Source organism: Psychrobacter sp. H7-1 (assembly GCF_904846585.1).
GTDB lineage: Bacteria > Pseudomonadota > Gammaproteobacteria > Pseudomonadales > Moraxellaceae > Psychrobacter > Psychrobacter raelei.
In genome coordinates this window covers 136,814-154,179 of record NZ_CAJHBH010000003.1, presented here as the reverse complement: position 1 = coordinate 154,179, position 17,366 = coordinate 136,814, and the positions used below count along the sequence as shown (strand labels likewise).

Here is a 17,366-nt window from a genome sequence, read left to right as displayed (position 1 = left end):
AAAGCAAAAACCTAATAAACTAGCGCGCTATTTGTTACTTCTTACAACTTACGGAAAAAATATGGGAACTTGGGTAGCGATTGCTATTGGATTATTTGTATTAGGCAGCATTATGGCCTTAAAACCTAGTGGCGTCGATGTGCGCTTGGATAAGCTGCGGATGACGGCGCGCCGCTTGGAACTAAACCCCAAACTCGTTGCCTGCCCTGATTGGATTCGGGGCCGCAATAATGAGTATGGCAAGGGGATGATGGGGCAGTATGCCTTAATTCTAGATGACATGAAATTCCCTGAAACCCGTTATCAAGTCATAGACGGTGAGCTGCGTCCGGACAGTACCAGTGGTACACAAATAGAGGTTAATGATGGCGCGCAGGGTAACGCTGGTACGCAGGATGTGACTTATCGCTTAGACCATGAACCGCTCAATTTGCCAGCCAGCATCACCCCGCTTGTAAAAGCCGTTTATACCAAGGCCAATAGCTTGGTGGTATTTTGGGAGGACAGCGGTTATGTGAAGCCCAATACCAATCCCAATTATGATCCGCAGCACATTGAGCCAGATTTATTAGCGCTCAAAGCCGCCATGTATCAATGGGCGCAAAAGCTGGCTAATAAAGGCTGATATAAGCTCATAAATCCAGTCAATTGACACTTTAGTTACTGCTTGCTCTTGAAAAACCTTGTTGACAGCGCAACTGTTAGCAGTGTAACGTCAATGCAGATTTAGGCCAAAGCCAGACATTTAAAGCAGATCTTTGGCTGAGCTCACCAGACTATAAAAAATATAATTTATAAGAAAGTTTAATTAGGACTTTGATATCAATGGCTAAAACCACAGCTAAAAAAACAACCTCGACCCCCGCGGCCAGTGCAAAAGGCAAATCACTGGTCATTGTGGAGTCTCCTGCCAAAGCAAAAACCATCAACAAATATTTGGGTGATGACTTTATTGTACGCTCAAGTATTGGTCATGTGCGTGACTTGCCCACCAGCAGTGGCGTTAAGAAAAAAGCGACCAAGACGGATGAAAAGCTAAGCAAAGAAGACAAAGCGCAGCAGGCTTTGGTACGTAGAATGGGTATTGACCCTGAGCACGGCTGGAAAGCTGTGTATGAAGTGCTGCCTAATAAAACCAAAGTGATTAAAGAGCTTAAAGCCTTGGCCAAAGATGCCGATAAGATTTATCTGGCAACGGATTTGGATAGAGAAGGGGAAGCGATTGCTTGGCATTTGCGTGAGGTTATCGGCGGAGATGACAGCAAGTATCAGCGTGTGGTGTTTAACGAGATTACCAAATCGGCCATTCAAAATGCATTTAAAGAGCCCGGTAAGCTTGATATTGACCGGGTGAATGCGCAGCAAGCACGCCGCTTCTTAGACAGAGTGGTTGGGTTTATGGTCTCGCCGCTACTGTGGCAAAAAATTGCCCGTGGCTTATCGGCTGGGCGAGTACAGTCAGTAGCCACTCGGCTTGTGGTCGAGCGTGAACGTGAAATCCGTGCCTTTATTCCAGAAGAGTATTGGCAAATTCACGCCGATACCACCATGAAAGGTAGCGATAATGCCAATGTGGCTGCAGATACTCCCATTCGCTTAGAGGCCGTCAAACAGGCAGGCAAAGTACTCAAGCTTGGCAACAAAGCGCAGACTGATGCCGTACTGGCCGTATTAAAACCGGCCACCTTCGTGGTCAAAGAGCGTGAAGAGAAGCCCACTCAATCTAAGCCGAGTGCGCCTTTTATTACCTCTACTTTACAGCAAGCGGCCAGCACACGTTTGGGCTTTCCTGTCAAAAAGACCATGATGCTAGCTCAGCGCTTGTACGAAGCTGGTCACATTACTTATATGCGTACCGATTCAACCTTCTTATCCAATGATGCCTTGGCTAGTGTGCGCGGCTTTATTGAAGAGAATTACGGCTCTAAATACTTGCCAGAAAAGCCTAATTTTTATGGCAGCAAACAAAACGCACAAGAGGCTCACGAAGCCATTCGTCCGACCAATGCCAATTTAAAATCCACCCAGCTCAAAGGGGTGGATCGTGATGCGATTCGCTTATATGAGCTGATTTGGCGTCAGTTTGTGGCCTGTCAGATGCTACCGGCAAAATATAAGTCGGTTAATCTATTGGTAGAGGCGGGCGATGTTGAGCTAAAAGCCCGCGGTCGCACCATGACCTTTGACGGCTTTACCAAGGTTATGCCACCTACCAAAACCGATGACACCTTATTGCCTGATGTCAAACAAGGCGATGAGCTTAATTTAATAAAACTAGATCCCAGTCAGCACTTCACTAAGCCGCCAGCGCGTTATACGGAAGCAAGCTTAGTTAAAGAGCTTGAGAAAAAAGGCATCGGCCGTCCATCAACTTATGCCTCTATCATCTCAACCATTCAAGACAGAGGGTATGTTCGCTTAGAAAACAAGCGTCTGTATGCTGAGAAGATGGGTGATATTGTCACCGACCGTCTAACCGAAAGCTTCCCTGAGCTGATGGATTATACCTTTACTGCGGGGCTTGAAGATGAGCTTGATCATGTGGCACAAGGCGATCAAGATTGGAAAGCGGTATTAGATGACTTTTATGGGGACTTTAAGACTAAGCTTGAGCATGCCAAAGATAAAGACGGTATGCGCCCGAATGATCCCACCGATGTACCCGACGTGCATTGCGATTTATGTGGCCGACCAATGCAGCTGCGTAATGGCTCAACCGGTGTATTCTTAGGCTGTACTGGCTACAACTTGCCACCCAAAGAGCGCTGTAAGGGTACCAAAAACTTAATGCCGGTAGAAGCCTTCGCCAACTTAGATGACAGCGAAATCGATGAAAGCGCTGAAGTCAAAGAGTTGATGGAGAAAAAACGTTGTCCTAAGTGTAGCACAGCGATGGATGGCTATATTGTGGATGGTGGCCTCAAGCTGCATATCTGTGGTAACAACCCAGACTGTGATGGCTATTTATTAGAAGAAGGTATGTTCGAGGTGCCAGGCTCTGATGCGCCGACCATTGACTGTAATAAATGTGATGGTCAGATGGAGCTTAAGACCGGCCGCTTTGGTCCTTATTTTGCTTGTAATAAGTGTGATAATACCCGCAAAGTGCTCAAAAATGGTGAGCCTGCACCGCCGCGCATGGATCCTATTGATATGCCAGAGCTTAAGTCGACCAAGCATGAGGATCACTTTATCTTACGAGAGGGGGCTGCCGGTCTATTCTTAGCGGCCTCTAAGTTCCCTAAAGTGCGCGAGACGCGTCCCCCTAAGCTGTCTGAGCTGCGCACCATTAAGGACAAGATGGATGATAAGTTCCAGTATTTGTTTGATGGTCCAGATCAAGATCCGGAGGGCAACCCTACCATTTTGCGCTGGTCACGTAAGCAAAAAGAGCAGTACATTGGCTCTGAGAGCTTAAAAACAGGTAAGGCCACGCGTTGGGGCGTTTACTGGCGTAAAGGCGAGTGGGTAGAGGAGTAGCCTTTAGCCACAGCCATAAAAAATCCCAGTCAATTGACTGGGATTTTTTATGTTAAATGATAGCGCTGTTAGATAACAACAAGGGGTAGCACCGCTTATTTAAGCTCGTCTTCTTGCTGCTCAAGTCGGGCTTGCAGCTTTTGTTGTTTGCGTGCTTCAATCACGTCATTAACGTCTGCACCAATATGGACTTCGCCGCGCTGCTTGGCCAATTGGATCTGACGTTGACGCTCACGAAAGCGGGCACGCTGTTCTTCAGTCGCTTTATCGATGCAGTGCGGGCAAGACTCCCCTTTGACATAGGCAGGATGCTGCTTATCTGCTTCGGTGATGGGCATGCGGCAGGCATAGCACTGATCGTATTCGCTTTTTTGTAGGCTGTGATTAACTGCCACGCGATTATCAAATACGAAGCAATCGCCTTCCCACATCGACTCCTCAGCCGGTACTTCTTCTAAATACTTTAAGATACCACCTTCTAAATGGTATACCTCATCAAAGCCTTGCTCACGCAAATAAGCAGTAGACTTTTCGCAGCGAATACCACCGGTACAAAACATCGCTACTTTTTTATGTTTGTTTGGGTCAAGCTCATTTTTTACGTATTCTGGGAACTCACGGAAGGTTTCAGTTTTTGGATTTACTGCATTTTTGAACGTACCGATTTGGACTTCATAATCATTACGAGTGTCGATTAATAATACATCTGGGTCGCTGATTAAGTCATTCCATTCGCTAGGTTTTACGTAGCGCCCAACCGATTGTAGCGGGTCAATGCCTTCTACACCCATGGTAACGATTTCTTTTTTGAGTTTTACTTTGGTGCGAAAAAATGGCTGTGTATCAGTGAATGACTCTTTATACTCTAAAGCGCCGATGGCAGGAATGTCTTGAATATAAGCAAGCACGGCATCAATACCAGCGCGGTCGCCAGAGATAGTGCCGTTAATGCCTTCAGAGGCCAATAATAAGGTGCCACGCACGCCTTTATCTAGCATGAGTTGGCGCAGAGGCTCACGGTAGTTTTCATAGTCATTAAAGCGGGTAAATTTATATAAAGCAGTGACAACGATGTTGTTGGTTTCTGTCAATGTGGCTGATGTGGTCATAATTTTCTCCTGCCGTCTAAGTCGTAAACCTAGTGCGTGATTAAGTCAATGCGCTGTGCAATGACGTGATAAGCTTAATTTATATACCATTAAGCAGTGTCATGGCCACATGCTTTAAAACATGTGACCTGATAAAAAAGGGTGAGCCATACCCAGTACTCTATAATTGAGGACAGTTTATAACAATAAAAGCGCTATTTTCATAGCGCTCTTGATGCTGACTCACTGATTTTTTTAGTCAGTGGTTTTAGGTCAATATTGGTAACACTTGTGGCCGTTTAAGTGGCTAAGTTACAGAATTAGTCATTTGCCGGTGCGGCTTTGTTCTCTGTAGGCTTAGGTTCAGCTTTGGGCTTCTCAGCGGGTTTGGGAGCAGGTTTTGGCGCTGCTCTGGTACCGCTGGTATCGGCATTGGTACTGCTATTACTGTTGCTGTTATTGTTGCTATTGACCGGCTTAGAGGGTTCAACCGGTTTAGGCGGCTGCCTTTCAATCAAAGAGGCTCTTGGTGGTCTGACAACACCGTCTGTGACCTTTTGATTGGTGATGCGAGCATCGCTGCCGCTGCCAGTAGCACCGGCCGTGGTGTTGTCATTATCATCGGATAAATTAATCACCTCTTGTTTTGCGGTTTCTGATTTGGCTTTATTATTGACACTAACCCACTGATAAGGCACAGATTTTAACGCAGTGCGCATATAATCTACCCAAATAGGTAGGGCAGCCACACCACCATATTCGCCTCGACCTAGCGTTGAGGGTTGATCGAAGCCCACCCATACAATAGAGACTTGAGTGGGGTGGAAGCCGGCAAACCAAGCATCCTTCATCTCATTGGTCGTCCCTGTTTTACCACCGACATCTGTACGGCCTAAGGCTTTGGCTCGAGTGCCCGTTCCTCTTTGAATAACGTCACGCAGCATGCCCGCCATCTCATAAGCCACATTTGGCTTTAAGATACGTGGGGCTTGGTCAGCCACTTGATAGGTAATCGGCACAGGCTTCAAGCGATCAGATTGTGGGCCAGCATCGTAGCGGATGGCCTCAATGGCTGCTTGTAATGACGCTTTGCTATTTTTGGGTTTGGCCTTGGCGTTATCTGCCTCATCCTCTGCGCCGTCATCTGCTGAGTCTACAGTTTCGGACTGAGTACTATCCGCGACTTGTAATAGCTTAGGATCTTCTGCTAGCGCTTTTAACGCCAATTGGTGTAATTTGGCATCGGCTTCGGCCTGCTTCTCATAGTCTTGTTTTAGCTTAGCATTGAGTTTTTGTAGATCATTGTTAAAGCATAATGCGCAAGCACGTTGTGGGTTGGCCAAGTACAACAGCTTATTGTCATAATCATAAATTTGATAAATAAGGTACGGCTGAATGCGGTGACCGCCGTTGGCAAAGGCGGAATACGCAGTGGCCATCTGTAGAGGCGTTGCTTGCCCTGCCCCTAAAGCAAGCGATAAGGTGGTGGGTAGCTTGTCTTTATCCAAACCAAATTGATCTAATAATTGACGTGCATCTGAGGTGCCAACGGCTTGTAATAGGCGAATAGACACTAGGTTACGTGACAAAATAAGGCCACGGCGAATGGTCATATCCCCATAAAAGCGGTTATCGGAGTTTTTGGGCTGCCAATCACCAATACGCAGTGGACCATCTGAAATCATACTGTCGGGACGATAGCCTTTTTCTAAGGCCGCCGCATAGTTTAAAGGCTTGATGGTTGAGCCGGGCTGACGCCAACCTTGAGTGGCTCGGTTAAATTTACTATAACGGAAATCAAAGCCACCAACCAAGGCTTCAACCGCACCAGTCTCAGGGTCGAGCGCAACCAAGCTACCTTGAACTTTGGGTATTTGAGTTAAGCGCCAAGCGGTTTTATTTTCGTTGGCAATTAAACGCACGATATCGTCTTTTTTGACAAGATCTGAGGCACTGTTAGGATAGCGTCTGATGCGGTTGGCATCTAAGTATTCTTTGGCCCAGCTCATGCCTGACCAAGGTACGGTGACCACTTCGCCATCTGCTAACTCAGCCTTAAAGCTGCGGCCGCTGACCTCTACTACCTTGGCCGGTACCATATTAGAATACGTGGTGAATTTGGATAAAGGCTCACCATGTGCTTCCACACCGCGCCAGCCGTGACGACGATCATAGCCAATCAGACCTTTTTTAATGGCGGTATCTGCCGCTTTTTGGTCTTCACTATCGACAGTAAGCTTAACACGCCAGCCGGCATTGACCACATCCTCGCCATAACGATCTACCAAGGTGCGGCGGGTCATCTCTGCCAAATAGGGCATGTTCACATCCAGCTGCTCTTTGTACAAATGCACGCCGATGGGTTCTTTGACGGCTGTGTCATGCTGAGCTTGGGTGATATAACCAAGCTCTAACATGCGTCCCAAAATCCAGTTACGTCGCTCAAGTGCTTCTTCAGGATTTGACACAGGGTTGTTTTGTGACGGTGCTTTAGGTAGACCGGCTAAGGTTGCCATCTCAGCGATGGTTAGCTTATCGAGCGATTTACTGTAATATTTTTTGGCTGCCGCACGAATACCGTAGGCGCCTTCACCCATATAAATCTTATTAACGTATAAGGTTAAAATCTCTTCTTTGCTCAGCTGATCTTCGATACTACGCGCCAGATACAACTCAGTTAGCTTACGGCTAAAAGTACGCTCGGGGCTTAAAAAGTAGTTCTTAGCTACCTGCATGGTAATGGTAGAGCCACCTGTCTGACCGCCGTCTTCTGTAATAATTTCAGTAATGGCACGGCCCAAACCCTTAATACTAATCCCGCTGTGCTCATAGAATGAAGAGTCTTCTGCTGCCAAAAAGGCATTAATAAAATTCTTTGGAATGTCATCATAGGTCACCGGTAATGACATACGATTGCCGTATTGGCCGATTAACTTGTCATCTTTACTATAAATCTGCAAAGGCATCTCAAGATTGGTGCTTTTCATCTCAGAGATGCTGGGCAAGTTAGGCGTGATGTACATGGCCATCCCATAAAATCCAATAGGGAATGCCAGAACCAAAATGAGGGCCAGCGCTACGATGGCCAACAAAATGGACACAATATAATGGATAAGACGAGAGTTAGCAGACGATTGAGGCATAGTGACTCTATTAATTAAAAACTGAAATATTAGACATAGAAGACCCCGCAAAATTAAGCTTACCTATTGATATCACTGATTATTTATCGGTTTATCAAATGGGCAGTAGGCGCAAATTGCAAGCTTATGACTACGCTTATGGCTACAATTATAAAGCAAATTATAAAGTAAATGAGCGATATCTTATAGACCTAACATTAAAACACAGAGTCCGGCTCGCTTCTACCAGCGGCTGTAGACGTATTTTGGCTATAAATACCACGCCCTTTAAATGGCAGTGCTGAGATTAAGGGGTCAAAGCTGAGGCGTATTTTTGCCCAATAGTGTAGCCTAAATTGAAAGTAGCCATTGTCGGCACGTTGTTAACATACAGCGCAATAAGCATAGGAGAGGGTGTGCCTTTTTGATAGCTGGTTTTGTGCCCTAATTTTGATAAAAATCTAAAATATTTAGTTAATTTAAATTAAAAATAAATTGACAAAGTACTTTTAAATAATTAGGGTGAATAACCCAAGAAGGCTATGCGCGATAAGGAGAGGCAGTTTGCGATTAGGGTTTTTTATGGCAAAGCCTCAGGCTTGGCTGGGTGTGGCAATCAGCAATACGGCGGTAACTTTGGTCGAAATTTGCCATCATAAAGGTCACACTCAGCTGTTAGGCTATGCCATTAAGACGTTACCACCAGGTGAGGTCATAGACAATCAAATCGTAGACTGTGAACAGATAGGTGACCATATTGCGCATCTGGTGCAGCGCATAGGCAGTCAATCCAAACAAGCTGCCATAGCTTTGCCTACTAGCTTGGCACTGACCAAAATAATTGAAATGCCTGCGGAGCTGACAGAAGATGAGATAGAAGCGCAAATTCATATCGATGCCGATCAGCACATTCCCTATCCTTTATCACAAGTCTGCCTAGATTTTCAGATTCAAGGTCCGGCTGATACTGATGACAGTATGCAGCAGGTACTTTTGGTTCCTGCGCGCTTAGAGCACGTTGAGCAGCAAGCGGATAGCCTTACCTTTGCACAGTTACAGCCCAAGGTCGTTGATTTGGAGTCACACGCCCAGATATGCGCTTTTCAATTGGCTTGGGATAATTTATCTGTTCATAAGCCAAACAACTTCACGCCAAACAACTTGGCACATAACAACTTGGCACATAACAACTTGGCGCCTAATCACTCATTTGCGCCAGCTAATACGCCACAGACCGTGGCGCTTATTGATATTGGCGAGAGCCGCACCACTTTTTATAGTCACCAATCAGGACAATTGGTCTATCAGTCCCAGCAGCTGTTTGGCGGCGCTCAATTGACTCAGGCCATTGCCAGTCAGCAGGGTATAGACTTGTCGCAGGCTGTGATAATAAAGCACGATTTAGCGGCATACATCACTTGCCAGCAGCAGGGCAGTGGTCGGCACAAGCGGTCTCACAAGAATGCAGATTTGACCAAGGTTTATACGCAGTTTGTCGCTGATTTAGCGGAGCATATCACCCAAGCTTTTGACGCTTATGCTGCTTTAGCACCGGCAGTCGTCACTGAGCATATTATGCTGTGCGGCGGTAGTGCACTTTTGCCTGATATCGAGGCGATGCTAAAAGACCAGCTAAGCTGTGAGGTTAGTGTGGCCAATCCATTTGGACAAATGAAAGTGTCTGATCAAGTCGATAGGGATGAGTTATATGCCGAGGCGCCTAGGCTAATGAGTGCTTGTGGTCTGGCACTGCGTTGTCAGATGCAAAATCAGGCATATCTGTGAGCCATATTAATTTATTGCCATGGCGTGCCAAGCGGCGTGCTCACCATAACAAGCGCTTTAGACAGATGGTGGTCATGAGCATTTTAGCAGCGGTGGTCTGCTGTATTTTGGTGTGGGGACATTTTTATCAAGCACATGCCAAGCAGCAGCATCTTAATAGTCAACTGGTGCTCAGCAATGCTCAGTTAGAGGCGCAGATTACCAGCAGTGAGGTGTTACAGCAACACCAACACACCATACGCGCTCAGATAGAGCTGCTCAATCAACGACAAAGTCAGCGCTTGGCATTATCTGCGCTCTGGCGTGACATAGCAAAAGCAGTACCTGAAGGCTTATATCTGACTGGTATCAAAAGACAAGGCAATTTATTGAGCGTTACTGGAAAAGCCAGCACAGCCCAGCAAGTTACTGATCTGATGGCGGCTTTAGAGCGCAGCACTTGGCTACATCAGGTACAAGTGCAGCATATTCAGGTGGCCGGCGCAGATGCCATTAAAGAAGATGACACCATCAAGATATTGCCTGCTACGAACATGGATTTTGTGATTAGCAGTCAGTACCGTCCGTCTACTAAGTAAGGAAGCATTATGAGCCTAGCTGCTCGCGTCAAAAAAACAGGGCAAACTAAAGGGCGAATTTGGCCACTTATTTATCAAATGCAAAGCCTAGATACCCAAAACTATGGTAGCTGGCCGAGGTTCGTTAAAGTTTTTATTATTCTGCTTATCACACTGAGTATGGCTGTGATTAGCTATATGCTACCGATTCGTCAGCAGTTGGCTCGTATTGAGGCGGCGCAAAATCAACACCAGGTTTTATTGGCCGCCGCCAATGAAAAGCAGCTTAAACTTAAGCAGTTACCTGACAATGATGCCCAGATCCAAGCATTACAGCAAGGCTTTATTGAGCAGATACAGCGCCTTGGTCTGCTTGATAGCTCCGATAATTCACAACCACAGAGTTTAACAGGTGAGGCTGTAGAGCCATCATTTGCTGAGCGTCAGATGGCAAGTGGCGCAGCGCCCTCAACGCTACTACAACAAATCACTGAAGCGGGTCGCAGCAATCATATCGTGTTCAAAAACTTAGCCTTGCCTACGCAGTCGGTGGCTCACAAAGACTCTGATAACCGCTCGGATCAGCTGATGGCAGCAGACACAGTAGATGCTGCCAATCCCAGCTCTAACAAGGATATCTCCCCACAGGTTAGGACAGCAGCCACTGCCGAAAAGCTGTTTATTGAGCAGCCTATGACCCTCTTAGCCGTGGCCGAATATCAGCAGTTAGGAGGTTTTTTGGCGGATTTAGCGTTGCTACCTAAGCTGATAGTGGCATATGATTTTGAATTAACACGATTAAAGACCGGTAGCACCTTACAGCCGCAATTGTCTTTGAGGCTACAAGCTAACGCCTATGTTTTGAGTGCTGAGACTCAAGCTAAGCTTGGCAATTTAGCCTTAAATAGCCTGTCAGACTCAGATAATCCTAAGACAACTCGTACAAATAGGTCGCATACCGATAAAACCCAGACAAATTCTTTGCTCTCCACTGTCTATCAGACAGCATCTAACCGTGATCCTTTTGGATTTAAGTCCATATTAGTTAAACACAGCGCTGTGCCAGATGTGACGGTAGTACAGGCTGGCAAGCCGGCAGCTAACCTTGACGTAAATAAGGCAGATAACCTGACCAATGCAGTTATCCCGCCAGCTGTGTGGTCAGGAGAGGGCAGCGGCCGCATACGCCAAGCGATGGAATATTATGGGCTATCTCAGCTGACCTATCGCGGGATGATGGGGTGGGGAGCTGCCACCACACAAGGTCTGGTGCAGCGGCCAGATGGGGTGATTACTGCTGTAAAAATAGGTGATTATCTGGGACTGCATCAGGGCCGAGTGGTAGAGATTACGCCCACTCATCTTAACTTGGTAGAAACGGTGCTCATCCCAGAGAGCGGTAAAACCAAGCGCAGAGTTAGTCTAATCGCCCCCTTTTAGCTAGATACAAAAGCACAATCTTGCTTTGAGCGTCACTTTTTATTATGCCCTTTATTAGGAACAGCACATGATGTTTTTTAGGCCTGAGGTTTATCAGCTACGGCTCAAATTTAGGGCAATGCAAGCGCTCACACTGGCGGTGACTGTCAGTCTTAGCAGCCAAGCACCAGCGGCAACTTCTGCACTCATCAATGTGCAAGAGCAGCCAGATACTGTCACTGCTAAAGCGTTCAACTCTTTTGCCGCGCCTTATCAGATTGACTATCAGCGCCTGTCTGAAAATCAAGAGATGCTGCAGATTGCATTAGATAATCCGGACACCCAGATTGAGATTAAGCGCCAAGGCAATACATTACTAGTGCGCTTAAAAGGGGTGACAGCCTCATCAGCACACGGGTCAATGCCTGTACTTGGCCAGAAGCTCACTGGGTTATTACAACGTATTGAGGCCGATCAGCGCGGTAAAGACACTTGGCTTATCTTCACGGTATCCAAAGATTTTGAGTATCAAAGCTATCAATTAGATAATCTCATTAAAATCCAGATTCAGCCGGTCAGAGCAATTCAACAAAATACTGTCACCCCAAAAATATATAGCGGCAAACCCATTTCGGTGGACTTCCAACAGGTTGAGGTGCGCAGCGTGCTGCATCTGTTATCTCAATTTACCGATACCAATATTGTCGCCACTGATCAAGTAACAGGCAGCTTAATGCTCAATTTGGTCAATGTGCCTTGGGATCAGGCGTTAGATATTATCCTTACCAGTCAGCAGCTGGGCAAACAAACCCAAGGTAATGTAATTTTGGTTGCGCCACTGGCACAGATGGCCAAACAGCGGGCCCAGCAGTTAGCCATTGAGCAGCAGTCTCAAGCACTGATGCCACTGCGCAGTGAGTATATTCGGCTTAATTATGCCAAGGCAGCAGACCTACAAGCCTTGATTATTAAAGCCAGTGGCAGCCCTACACCTACCCCTGTGGCCATGCAACATCTACCGGCTTCAACGGCTGTCGCCAATGCACCCTCAGCTTTACCTGCTGTAGTAACACGCTTGAACTTGCCTGTCAGTAGCCGCTTGCTATCGAGCCGAGGGATGATTGCAGTAGATGCGCGTACCAATACTTTAATTATCAAAGATACCGCTGATAGCCTGTCCAATATTCACGCTTTGATTAAGCAGATAGATATCCCAGTGCGTCAGGTAATGATTGAGGTCAGAATGGTTAGTGCCACCGACAACTTTAGCAAAGAGATGGGGGTTAAATGGGGGTTGTTATCAAAAGGAGTGGCGCACAATGATGATCTGTTAGTGGGCGCAAGTGATCAAACTTTGGCTGATTTAAAAAGCTTTAGTGCTCCAAATACCGCTTATAAAGGCCGTAATAAAAGTCGAGCGGGATACGCTATTACTCGCCCAGACAATCTTAATGTCGACTTAGGGATTAGCAATCCGGCCGGACGTATTGCATTTGGTCTACTTAGCATGTCAGATTTGATGATTGATTTGGAATTATCGGCGATGCAGGCTGAAGGCCGTGGCGAAGTTATCTCTACCCCTAAGATACTGACTTTGGACAAACAAACGGCCACTGTATCTTCTGGAACCAAAATCCCTTATCAAAGTGAGTCAGAAGGCGGTGGTACCACCACTCAGTTTGAGGAGGCCTTATTGAGCCTACAGGTTACGCCTAGTATCACGCCAGAAGACAAAATATCATTACAATTAAATATCGAAAATGGCCGGCCCAATCCCGTCGGCAATGGGGTGATATTGATAGATACAGACCGATTAAGCACCAGAGTAACTGTCGGTGATGGCCAAACTCTGGTACTGGGCGGTATTTATCGCAATCAGATTTTTAATAATACCCAAAAGGTGCCTTTTTTTGGTGACTTGCCTCATATAGGCCGCTTATTTAAACAAGACTTGCGCCGTAATGACCAACAAGAGCTGCTTATCTTTGTCACCCCTAAGCTGATGCAGCTGCCCTAATATCAATGTAGTATCGACTGGCCGCCATAAACATAAAGGAGCTTAATAAAACTGGCTGTGTTAAAGCAGTAAGGCTTTTGACTGTGTGGGCAAAGCGTAGCGGTGCAGCTTTAAAGTGTGGTCAAGGCTTGGGCGAGTTGCTATTATTAACAGCAATAATACTTTTTAAAACGGATACAGCTAACTGGGACTAAACCTATAAATGCCTGTATAATCCGTGAATTTATGTGAGAGATAATAATGCAATCGACACTGCCGTCATTATTTATTGTAGGCCCTATGGGAGCGGGGAAAACTACGGTTGGTAAGCTGTTGGCAAAACATTTGGGCCGAGATTTTATAGACAGTGATCACTATATTTGTGAGCAGACAGGCGCCGATATTCCGTGGATCTTCGAAAAAGAGGGTGAGACGGGGTTTCGAGAGCGTGAAGCACGTGCTATTGCTGAGCTGACAGCTTTGCCCAATGTGGTATTGGCGACAGGTGGCGGGGTAGTGATGCAGCCACAAAATAGAGATAATCTAACCAAGCAAGGCATTACCATTTATTTGCGGGCCAATGTGGATGTACAGCTTAAAAGAACCGCCAAAGATAAGTCGCGTCCTTTATTAAATACCCCCAATCCTCGAGCGGTGCTGCAGTCTTTGTTCGATGTGCGTGACCCGTTATACCGCGAAGTGGCAGATATCGTGGTGGAGACCGGCGATGGCTACCCACGCTATATGCTCAAAAAAATCATAGAAGCGTTAAAGCAGCATTATCCTGAGCACATGAAATCCTAAGTCTATAAACCCTTAGCGGAAAAGCGATAAGCGAGTCTGTCTTTTAGTTAGTAAGCGTATTGATTGCCCAGCGTATTGATATTAAGCCTAAAATGGATGTTGAGAGTCTTATGAAAGCAAATTTAGTCGTCCACACCCAAAGCCATGATTATCCCATCATTATCACCAGTCAGTGTGATATGGCCAAAGAAATTGCGCCTTATATCAAGGGCAAACAAGTGATGATAGTCACCAACACCACAGTTGAAAAGCTGTATCTAGCAGACTTGGCTGCGGGGCTAAAAGAGGACTTTGAGGTAATGAGTGTGGTGCTACCAGACGGTGAGCAATACAAGACTCAAAAGTATATTGATACCATTTATGACGCCTTGATGGACAACCACTGCAGCCGTGACGTGACCTTGGTGGCCCTAGGCGGTGGGGTGATTGGCGATATGACCGGCTTTGCTGCGGCAAGCTTTATGCGCGGGGTGAATTTTATCCAAATCCCAACCACCTTATTATCTCAAGTGGATTCTAGTGTGGGCGGTAAAACAGGCATTAATCATCCAAAGGGTAAAAACATGATTGGCGCCTTTTGGCAGCCACAAATGGTGCTGGCTGATATGCACACCTTGACCACCTTGCCCCAGCGTGAGTTGTCAGCGGGTATGGCTGAGGTGATCAAATACGCGCTGATTATGGACGAGACGTTTTTAGATTGGTTAGAGGACAATATGGCCGCTTTAATGGGGCTTGATAAAGTGGCATTGGCAGAAGCGGTGGCGCGCTGTTGTCAGTACAAGGCCGATATCGTGGCACAAGATGAGCGCGAAGCGGGTAAGCGGGCGCTGCTAAACTTTGGTCATACCTTCGGTCATGTGATTGAGACCCATGAGGGCTATGGTCAGTGGCTGCACGGCGAGGCAGTGGCTGCCGGAATGGTGCAGGCCGCTCAGCTGTCGCATAAGATGGGCTGGATAAGTGAGGCGCAGCTGCAGCGTATCTGTGCGGTGTTGATATCGGCCAAGCTGCCCACACAGCCGCCTAGCATAGATACCCAAATTGCCCTTGACTTAATGCAGCACGATAAAAAAGTTAAGTCAGGACAAGTTAGGCTGATTTTGTTAAAATCAGTGGGTGATGCCGTCGTTACTGCTGACTTTGAGCCTAAGCTGCTTGAAGAGGTGCTTGCAAGCTGCGTACCTAATTAAACAGCAGTTAATGACAGCACAAGGACTCACACAGTATAATAGTGTGCGTTTGATTCATATGATTTAAGTTTAATTAACTATTTCAATATCTCTTTATTGACTGGATTTGCTCTATGGCAATCACAAAAAGCTCACCTTCTAATATGCCTCAAAAAACCAAAAAGCGGCTTGTGGCTAGCGTGTGGTTGATTACGGCTTTATTAGTCAGTGCAGCCGCCCTAGCTTTATGGATGTTCAGTGCCGCGCCTGTTTTTGATGATGAAAAAAAGGCCGAAACCGAGGTGCCTCCTGAAGCAATCGCCTCAAAAATTGATCAAGTAACTCGTATCGATAAGCTTAATGAATTGAATGCCGATGTCAAACCTATCTCATTTGATGCTTTAGTGCGAGATTTACGTGATTATCCGCCTGAGTTTAAAGATGCCAAGTATTTAAAGAAATTTAAGGGTAAATGGACCGTTCAGGTGATGGATGTGTCTGAGCACGAGATTATCACTGACTACCTTAATTCACGCAAAGACCGTCAAAAATTCGCCTATTTCCGCTATCGTGATTCAAACAATCAGCCGCGTTATCTGCTTACCTATGATGTGATGCCAAGTGAACAACTGGCTGTTAATGCGGCCAGTAGCGTTGACTTTGATTTACCGGCTAACGTCCAAGTAATCCCCGAAGAGATCTCTGGGTACTTAACGGTCATTGAAAACTATGAGCTGTCGGCGCCTATTAAAGACCTATCTCGCAACCGTGCCCGTCAGGTTAAGCTACAAGCTACTCGCAGCGAAATTGCGCCACGTCGCCGCATCGTTAGTGAGCCACAATCGAGCAATAATAGCAGCCAAGCACAAAGTCAAAGCAGCGACAGCAGCGGCACTAATAACAGCAGTGCTCGCCCAAGCAGTGACATTAAAACCTCGAATAATACCAACGACACGCTATCGGTACAAGAAGAGCGCAAAGTCGTCAGCCCATCAGAGGGTAATATTCAGCCAAGCGTTGAGCCGACTCCACCAAAAAACAATGCCAAACCCAAAGAAGAGGCTGCAAAACCAAAAGCAGAAAAACCAAAGCCAGAACTTACTAAGCCTGCCGAGGCCAGTAAAAACACTCAAAAATCTGGTAATGACAGTATTAAGCAGCTCATTGATGAAAAAACTGAATAGTTTTTTGGCGATGACATAGCCATTATCTAAGGTACTCTTGAAATCATAGAGTACCTTTTTTTTGTCTGGTTTTTGTCTGGTTTTTATCTGGTTTTTATCAATAAAGCTTAGGCAGTTAACAAAGAAGTTATTAAATCACCCCATAATCTTGGCGCATAACAGGGCAGCTAAAAACAGCGTTATAGTGCGTGGCTAAGCTTTATTGATAAGGCGATAAGGTTGTGATTTGTCTAATTGATTAGACAGTAAAGGCACACAATAAGACAACTAACCAAAGTTTTTCTAATGGTGCTTATAATAAAAAGTTATTACTTAATAAAGGTTTGGCTACAAATAAAATGTGAAGAAAAATATAATTCAATCCATAAATTTCACTGGATTTTATAGTTATGTTTCTCTAATATGGGTTATACGACGTTTAGCTAGGTTATCGTAGGTATTTATTTTAATGATAGTGAGTATTACTATTTTTATCTATATAAAGCGATTGCTAGGCTCGGTATAGACCATTATTTTTAACGTTTTTGCGATGGTCGATAACTGCCTTATGGGTGTGATGAAGTGTTGCCTATTATCCTAATTTCATCGTATTCATCTAGGTTTGGAGTGACTGTTTTGCCAATATATTATTGGTTAAATAAGAATCCACAAAGCGTTATAGTCATTAAGATATAGATAAACAGTGAGTTAATTATTGCTACTCTCTATTTTTTGGCCCATTTCCTAACACAGCTGTGCTATCCATCCTGACAGTTGTGT

At 45.7% G+C, this 17,366-nt stretch carries 11 protein-coding genes; 9 read left to right on the top strand and 2 right to left on the bottom strand.

Going from position 1 to position 17,366, the window contains the following annotated elements; all coding sequences use genetic code 11:
- Positions 1 to 61 precede the first annotated feature (61 nt).
- Positions 62 to 625, top strand: coding sequence for a hypothetical protein (locus JMX92_RS02170; RefSeq protein ID WP_011959680.1), 564 nt, complete (start codon positions 62 to 64; stop codon positions 623 to 625).
- Between the two features lie 200 nt (positions 626 to 825).
- Positions 826 to 3,480 carry a type I DNA topoisomerase gene (gene topA, locus JMX92_RS02165; protein WP_201543640.1) on the top strand — a complete coding sequence of 885 codons (2,655 nt, stop codon included), beginning with the start codon at positions 826 to 828 and terminating at the stop codon, positions 3,478 to 3,480.
- Between the two features lie 95 nt (positions 3,481 to 3,575).
- On the opposite strand, the gene JMX92_RS02160 is transcribed toward topA, so the two are convergent.
- Positions 3,576 to 4,589, bottom strand: coding sequence for a rhodanese-related sulfurtransferase (locus JMX92_RS02160; protein WP_155586631.1), 1,014 nt, complete (start codon positions 4,587 to 4,589; stop codon positions 3,576 to 3,578).
- 299 nt (positions 4,590 to 4,888) lie between these two features.
- Positions 4,889 to 7,711, bottom strand: a complete 2,823-nt coding sequence (locus tag JMX92_RS02155) for a penicillin-binding protein 1A (protein WP_201543638.1) — start codon at positions 7,709 to 7,711, stop codon at positions 4,889 to 4,891.
- A 561-nt stretch (positions 7,712 to 8,272) separates the two neighbouring features.
- On the opposite strand from JMX92_RS02155, the gene pilM reads away from it, so the two are divergent.
- The 7 genes from pilM to JMX92_RS02120 all read left to right on the top strand — a co-directional run bounded on the left by pilM (position 8,273) and on the right by JMX92_RS02120 (position 16,607).
- Positions 8,273 to 9,475, top strand: a complete 1,203-nt coding sequence (gene pilM / locus JMX92_RS02150; protein WP_201543630.1) for a type IV pilus assembly protein PilM — start codon at positions 8,273 to 8,275, stop codon at positions 9,473 to 9,475.
- Positions 9,472 to 10,053, top strand: coding sequence for a PilN domain-containing protein (locus JMX92_RS02145; protein ID WP_201543629.1), 582 nt, complete (start codon positions 9,472 to 9,474; stop codon positions 10,051 to 10,053). Before pilM ends, JMX92_RS02145 begins: the two co-directional genes overlap by 4 nt.
- Before the next feature lie 9 nt (positions 10,054 to 10,062).
- The gene (locus JMX92_RS02140) at positions 10,063 to 11,472 is read left to right on the top strand and encodes a pilus assembly protein PilP (protein ID WP_201543627.1); all 1,410 of its coding nucleotides are present in this window, start codon (positions 10,063 to 10,065) and stop codon (positions 11,470 to 11,472) included.
- A gap of 67 nt (positions 11,473 to 11,539) precedes the next feature.
- On the top strand, positions 11,540 to 13,468 hold the full coding sequence (locus JMX92_RS02135) for a type IV pilus secretin PilQ (RefSeq protein WP_201543625.1): 1,929 nt from the start codon (positions 11,540 to 11,542) through the stop codon (positions 13,466 to 13,468).
- 240 nt (positions 13,469 to 13,708) lie between these two features.
- Entirely contained in the window at positions 13,709 to 14,251 is a 543-nt protein-coding gene (locus JMX92_RS02130) for a shikimate kinase (protein WP_011959688.1), read from the top strand.
- Between the two features lie 110 nt (positions 14,252 to 14,361).
- A complete protein-coding gene (gene aroB, locus JMX92_RS02125) occupies positions 14,362 to 15,444 on the top strand; it encodes a 3-dehydroquinate synthase (RefSeq protein ID WP_201543618.1) in 1,083 nt (360 codons plus the stop codon).
- 113 nt (positions 15,445 to 15,557) lie between these two features.
- Positions 15,558 to 16,607, top strand: coding sequence for a hypothetical protein (locus JMX92_RS02120; protein WP_201543617.1), 1,050 nt, complete (start codon positions 15,558 to 15,560; stop codon positions 16,605 to 16,607).
- Positions 16,608 to 17,366: the final 759 nt, after the last annotated feature.

Bases quoted from the DNA above. Each gene is read 5' to 3' on its own strand.
- aroB (WP_201543618.1), top strand. From the start codon at position 14,362: ATGAAAGCAAATTTAGTCGTCCACACCCAAAGCCATGATTATCCCATC.
- JMX92_RS02130 (WP_011959688.1), top strand. From the start codon at position 13,709: ATGCAATCGACACTGCCGTCATTATTTATTGTAGGCCCTATGGGAGCG.
- JMX92_RS02170 (WP_011959680.1), top strand. From the start codon at position 62: ATGGGAACTTGGGTAGCGATTGCTATTGGATTATTTGTATTAGGCAGC.
- JMX92_RS02135 (WP_201543625.1), top strand. From the start codon at position 11,540: ATGATGTTTTTTAGGCCTGAGGTTTATCAGCTACGGCTCAAATTTAGG.
- topA (WP_201543640.1), top strand. From the start codon at position 826: ATGGCTAAAACCACAGCTAAAAAAACAACCTCGACCCCCGCGGCCAGT.
- JMX92_RS02160 (WP_155586631.1), bottom strand. From the start codon at position 4,589: ATGACCACATCAGCCACATTGACAGAAACCAACAACATCGTTGTCACT.
- JMX92_RS02120 (WP_201543617.1), top strand. From the start codon at position 15,558: ATGGCAATCACAAAAAGCTCACCTTCTAATATGCCTCAAAAAACCAAA.
- JMX92_RS02140 (WP_201543627.1), top strand. From the start codon at position 10,063: ATGAGCCTAGCTGCTCGCGTCAAAAAAACAGGGCAAACTAAAGGGCGA.
- pilM (WP_201543630.1), top strand. From the start codon at position 8,273: ATGGCAAAGCCTCAGGCTTGGCTGGGTGTGGCAATCAGCAATACGGCG.
- JMX92_RS02155 (WP_201543638.1), bottom strand. From the start codon at position 7,711: ATGCCTCAATCGTCTGCTAACTCTCGTCTTATCCATTATATTGTGTCC.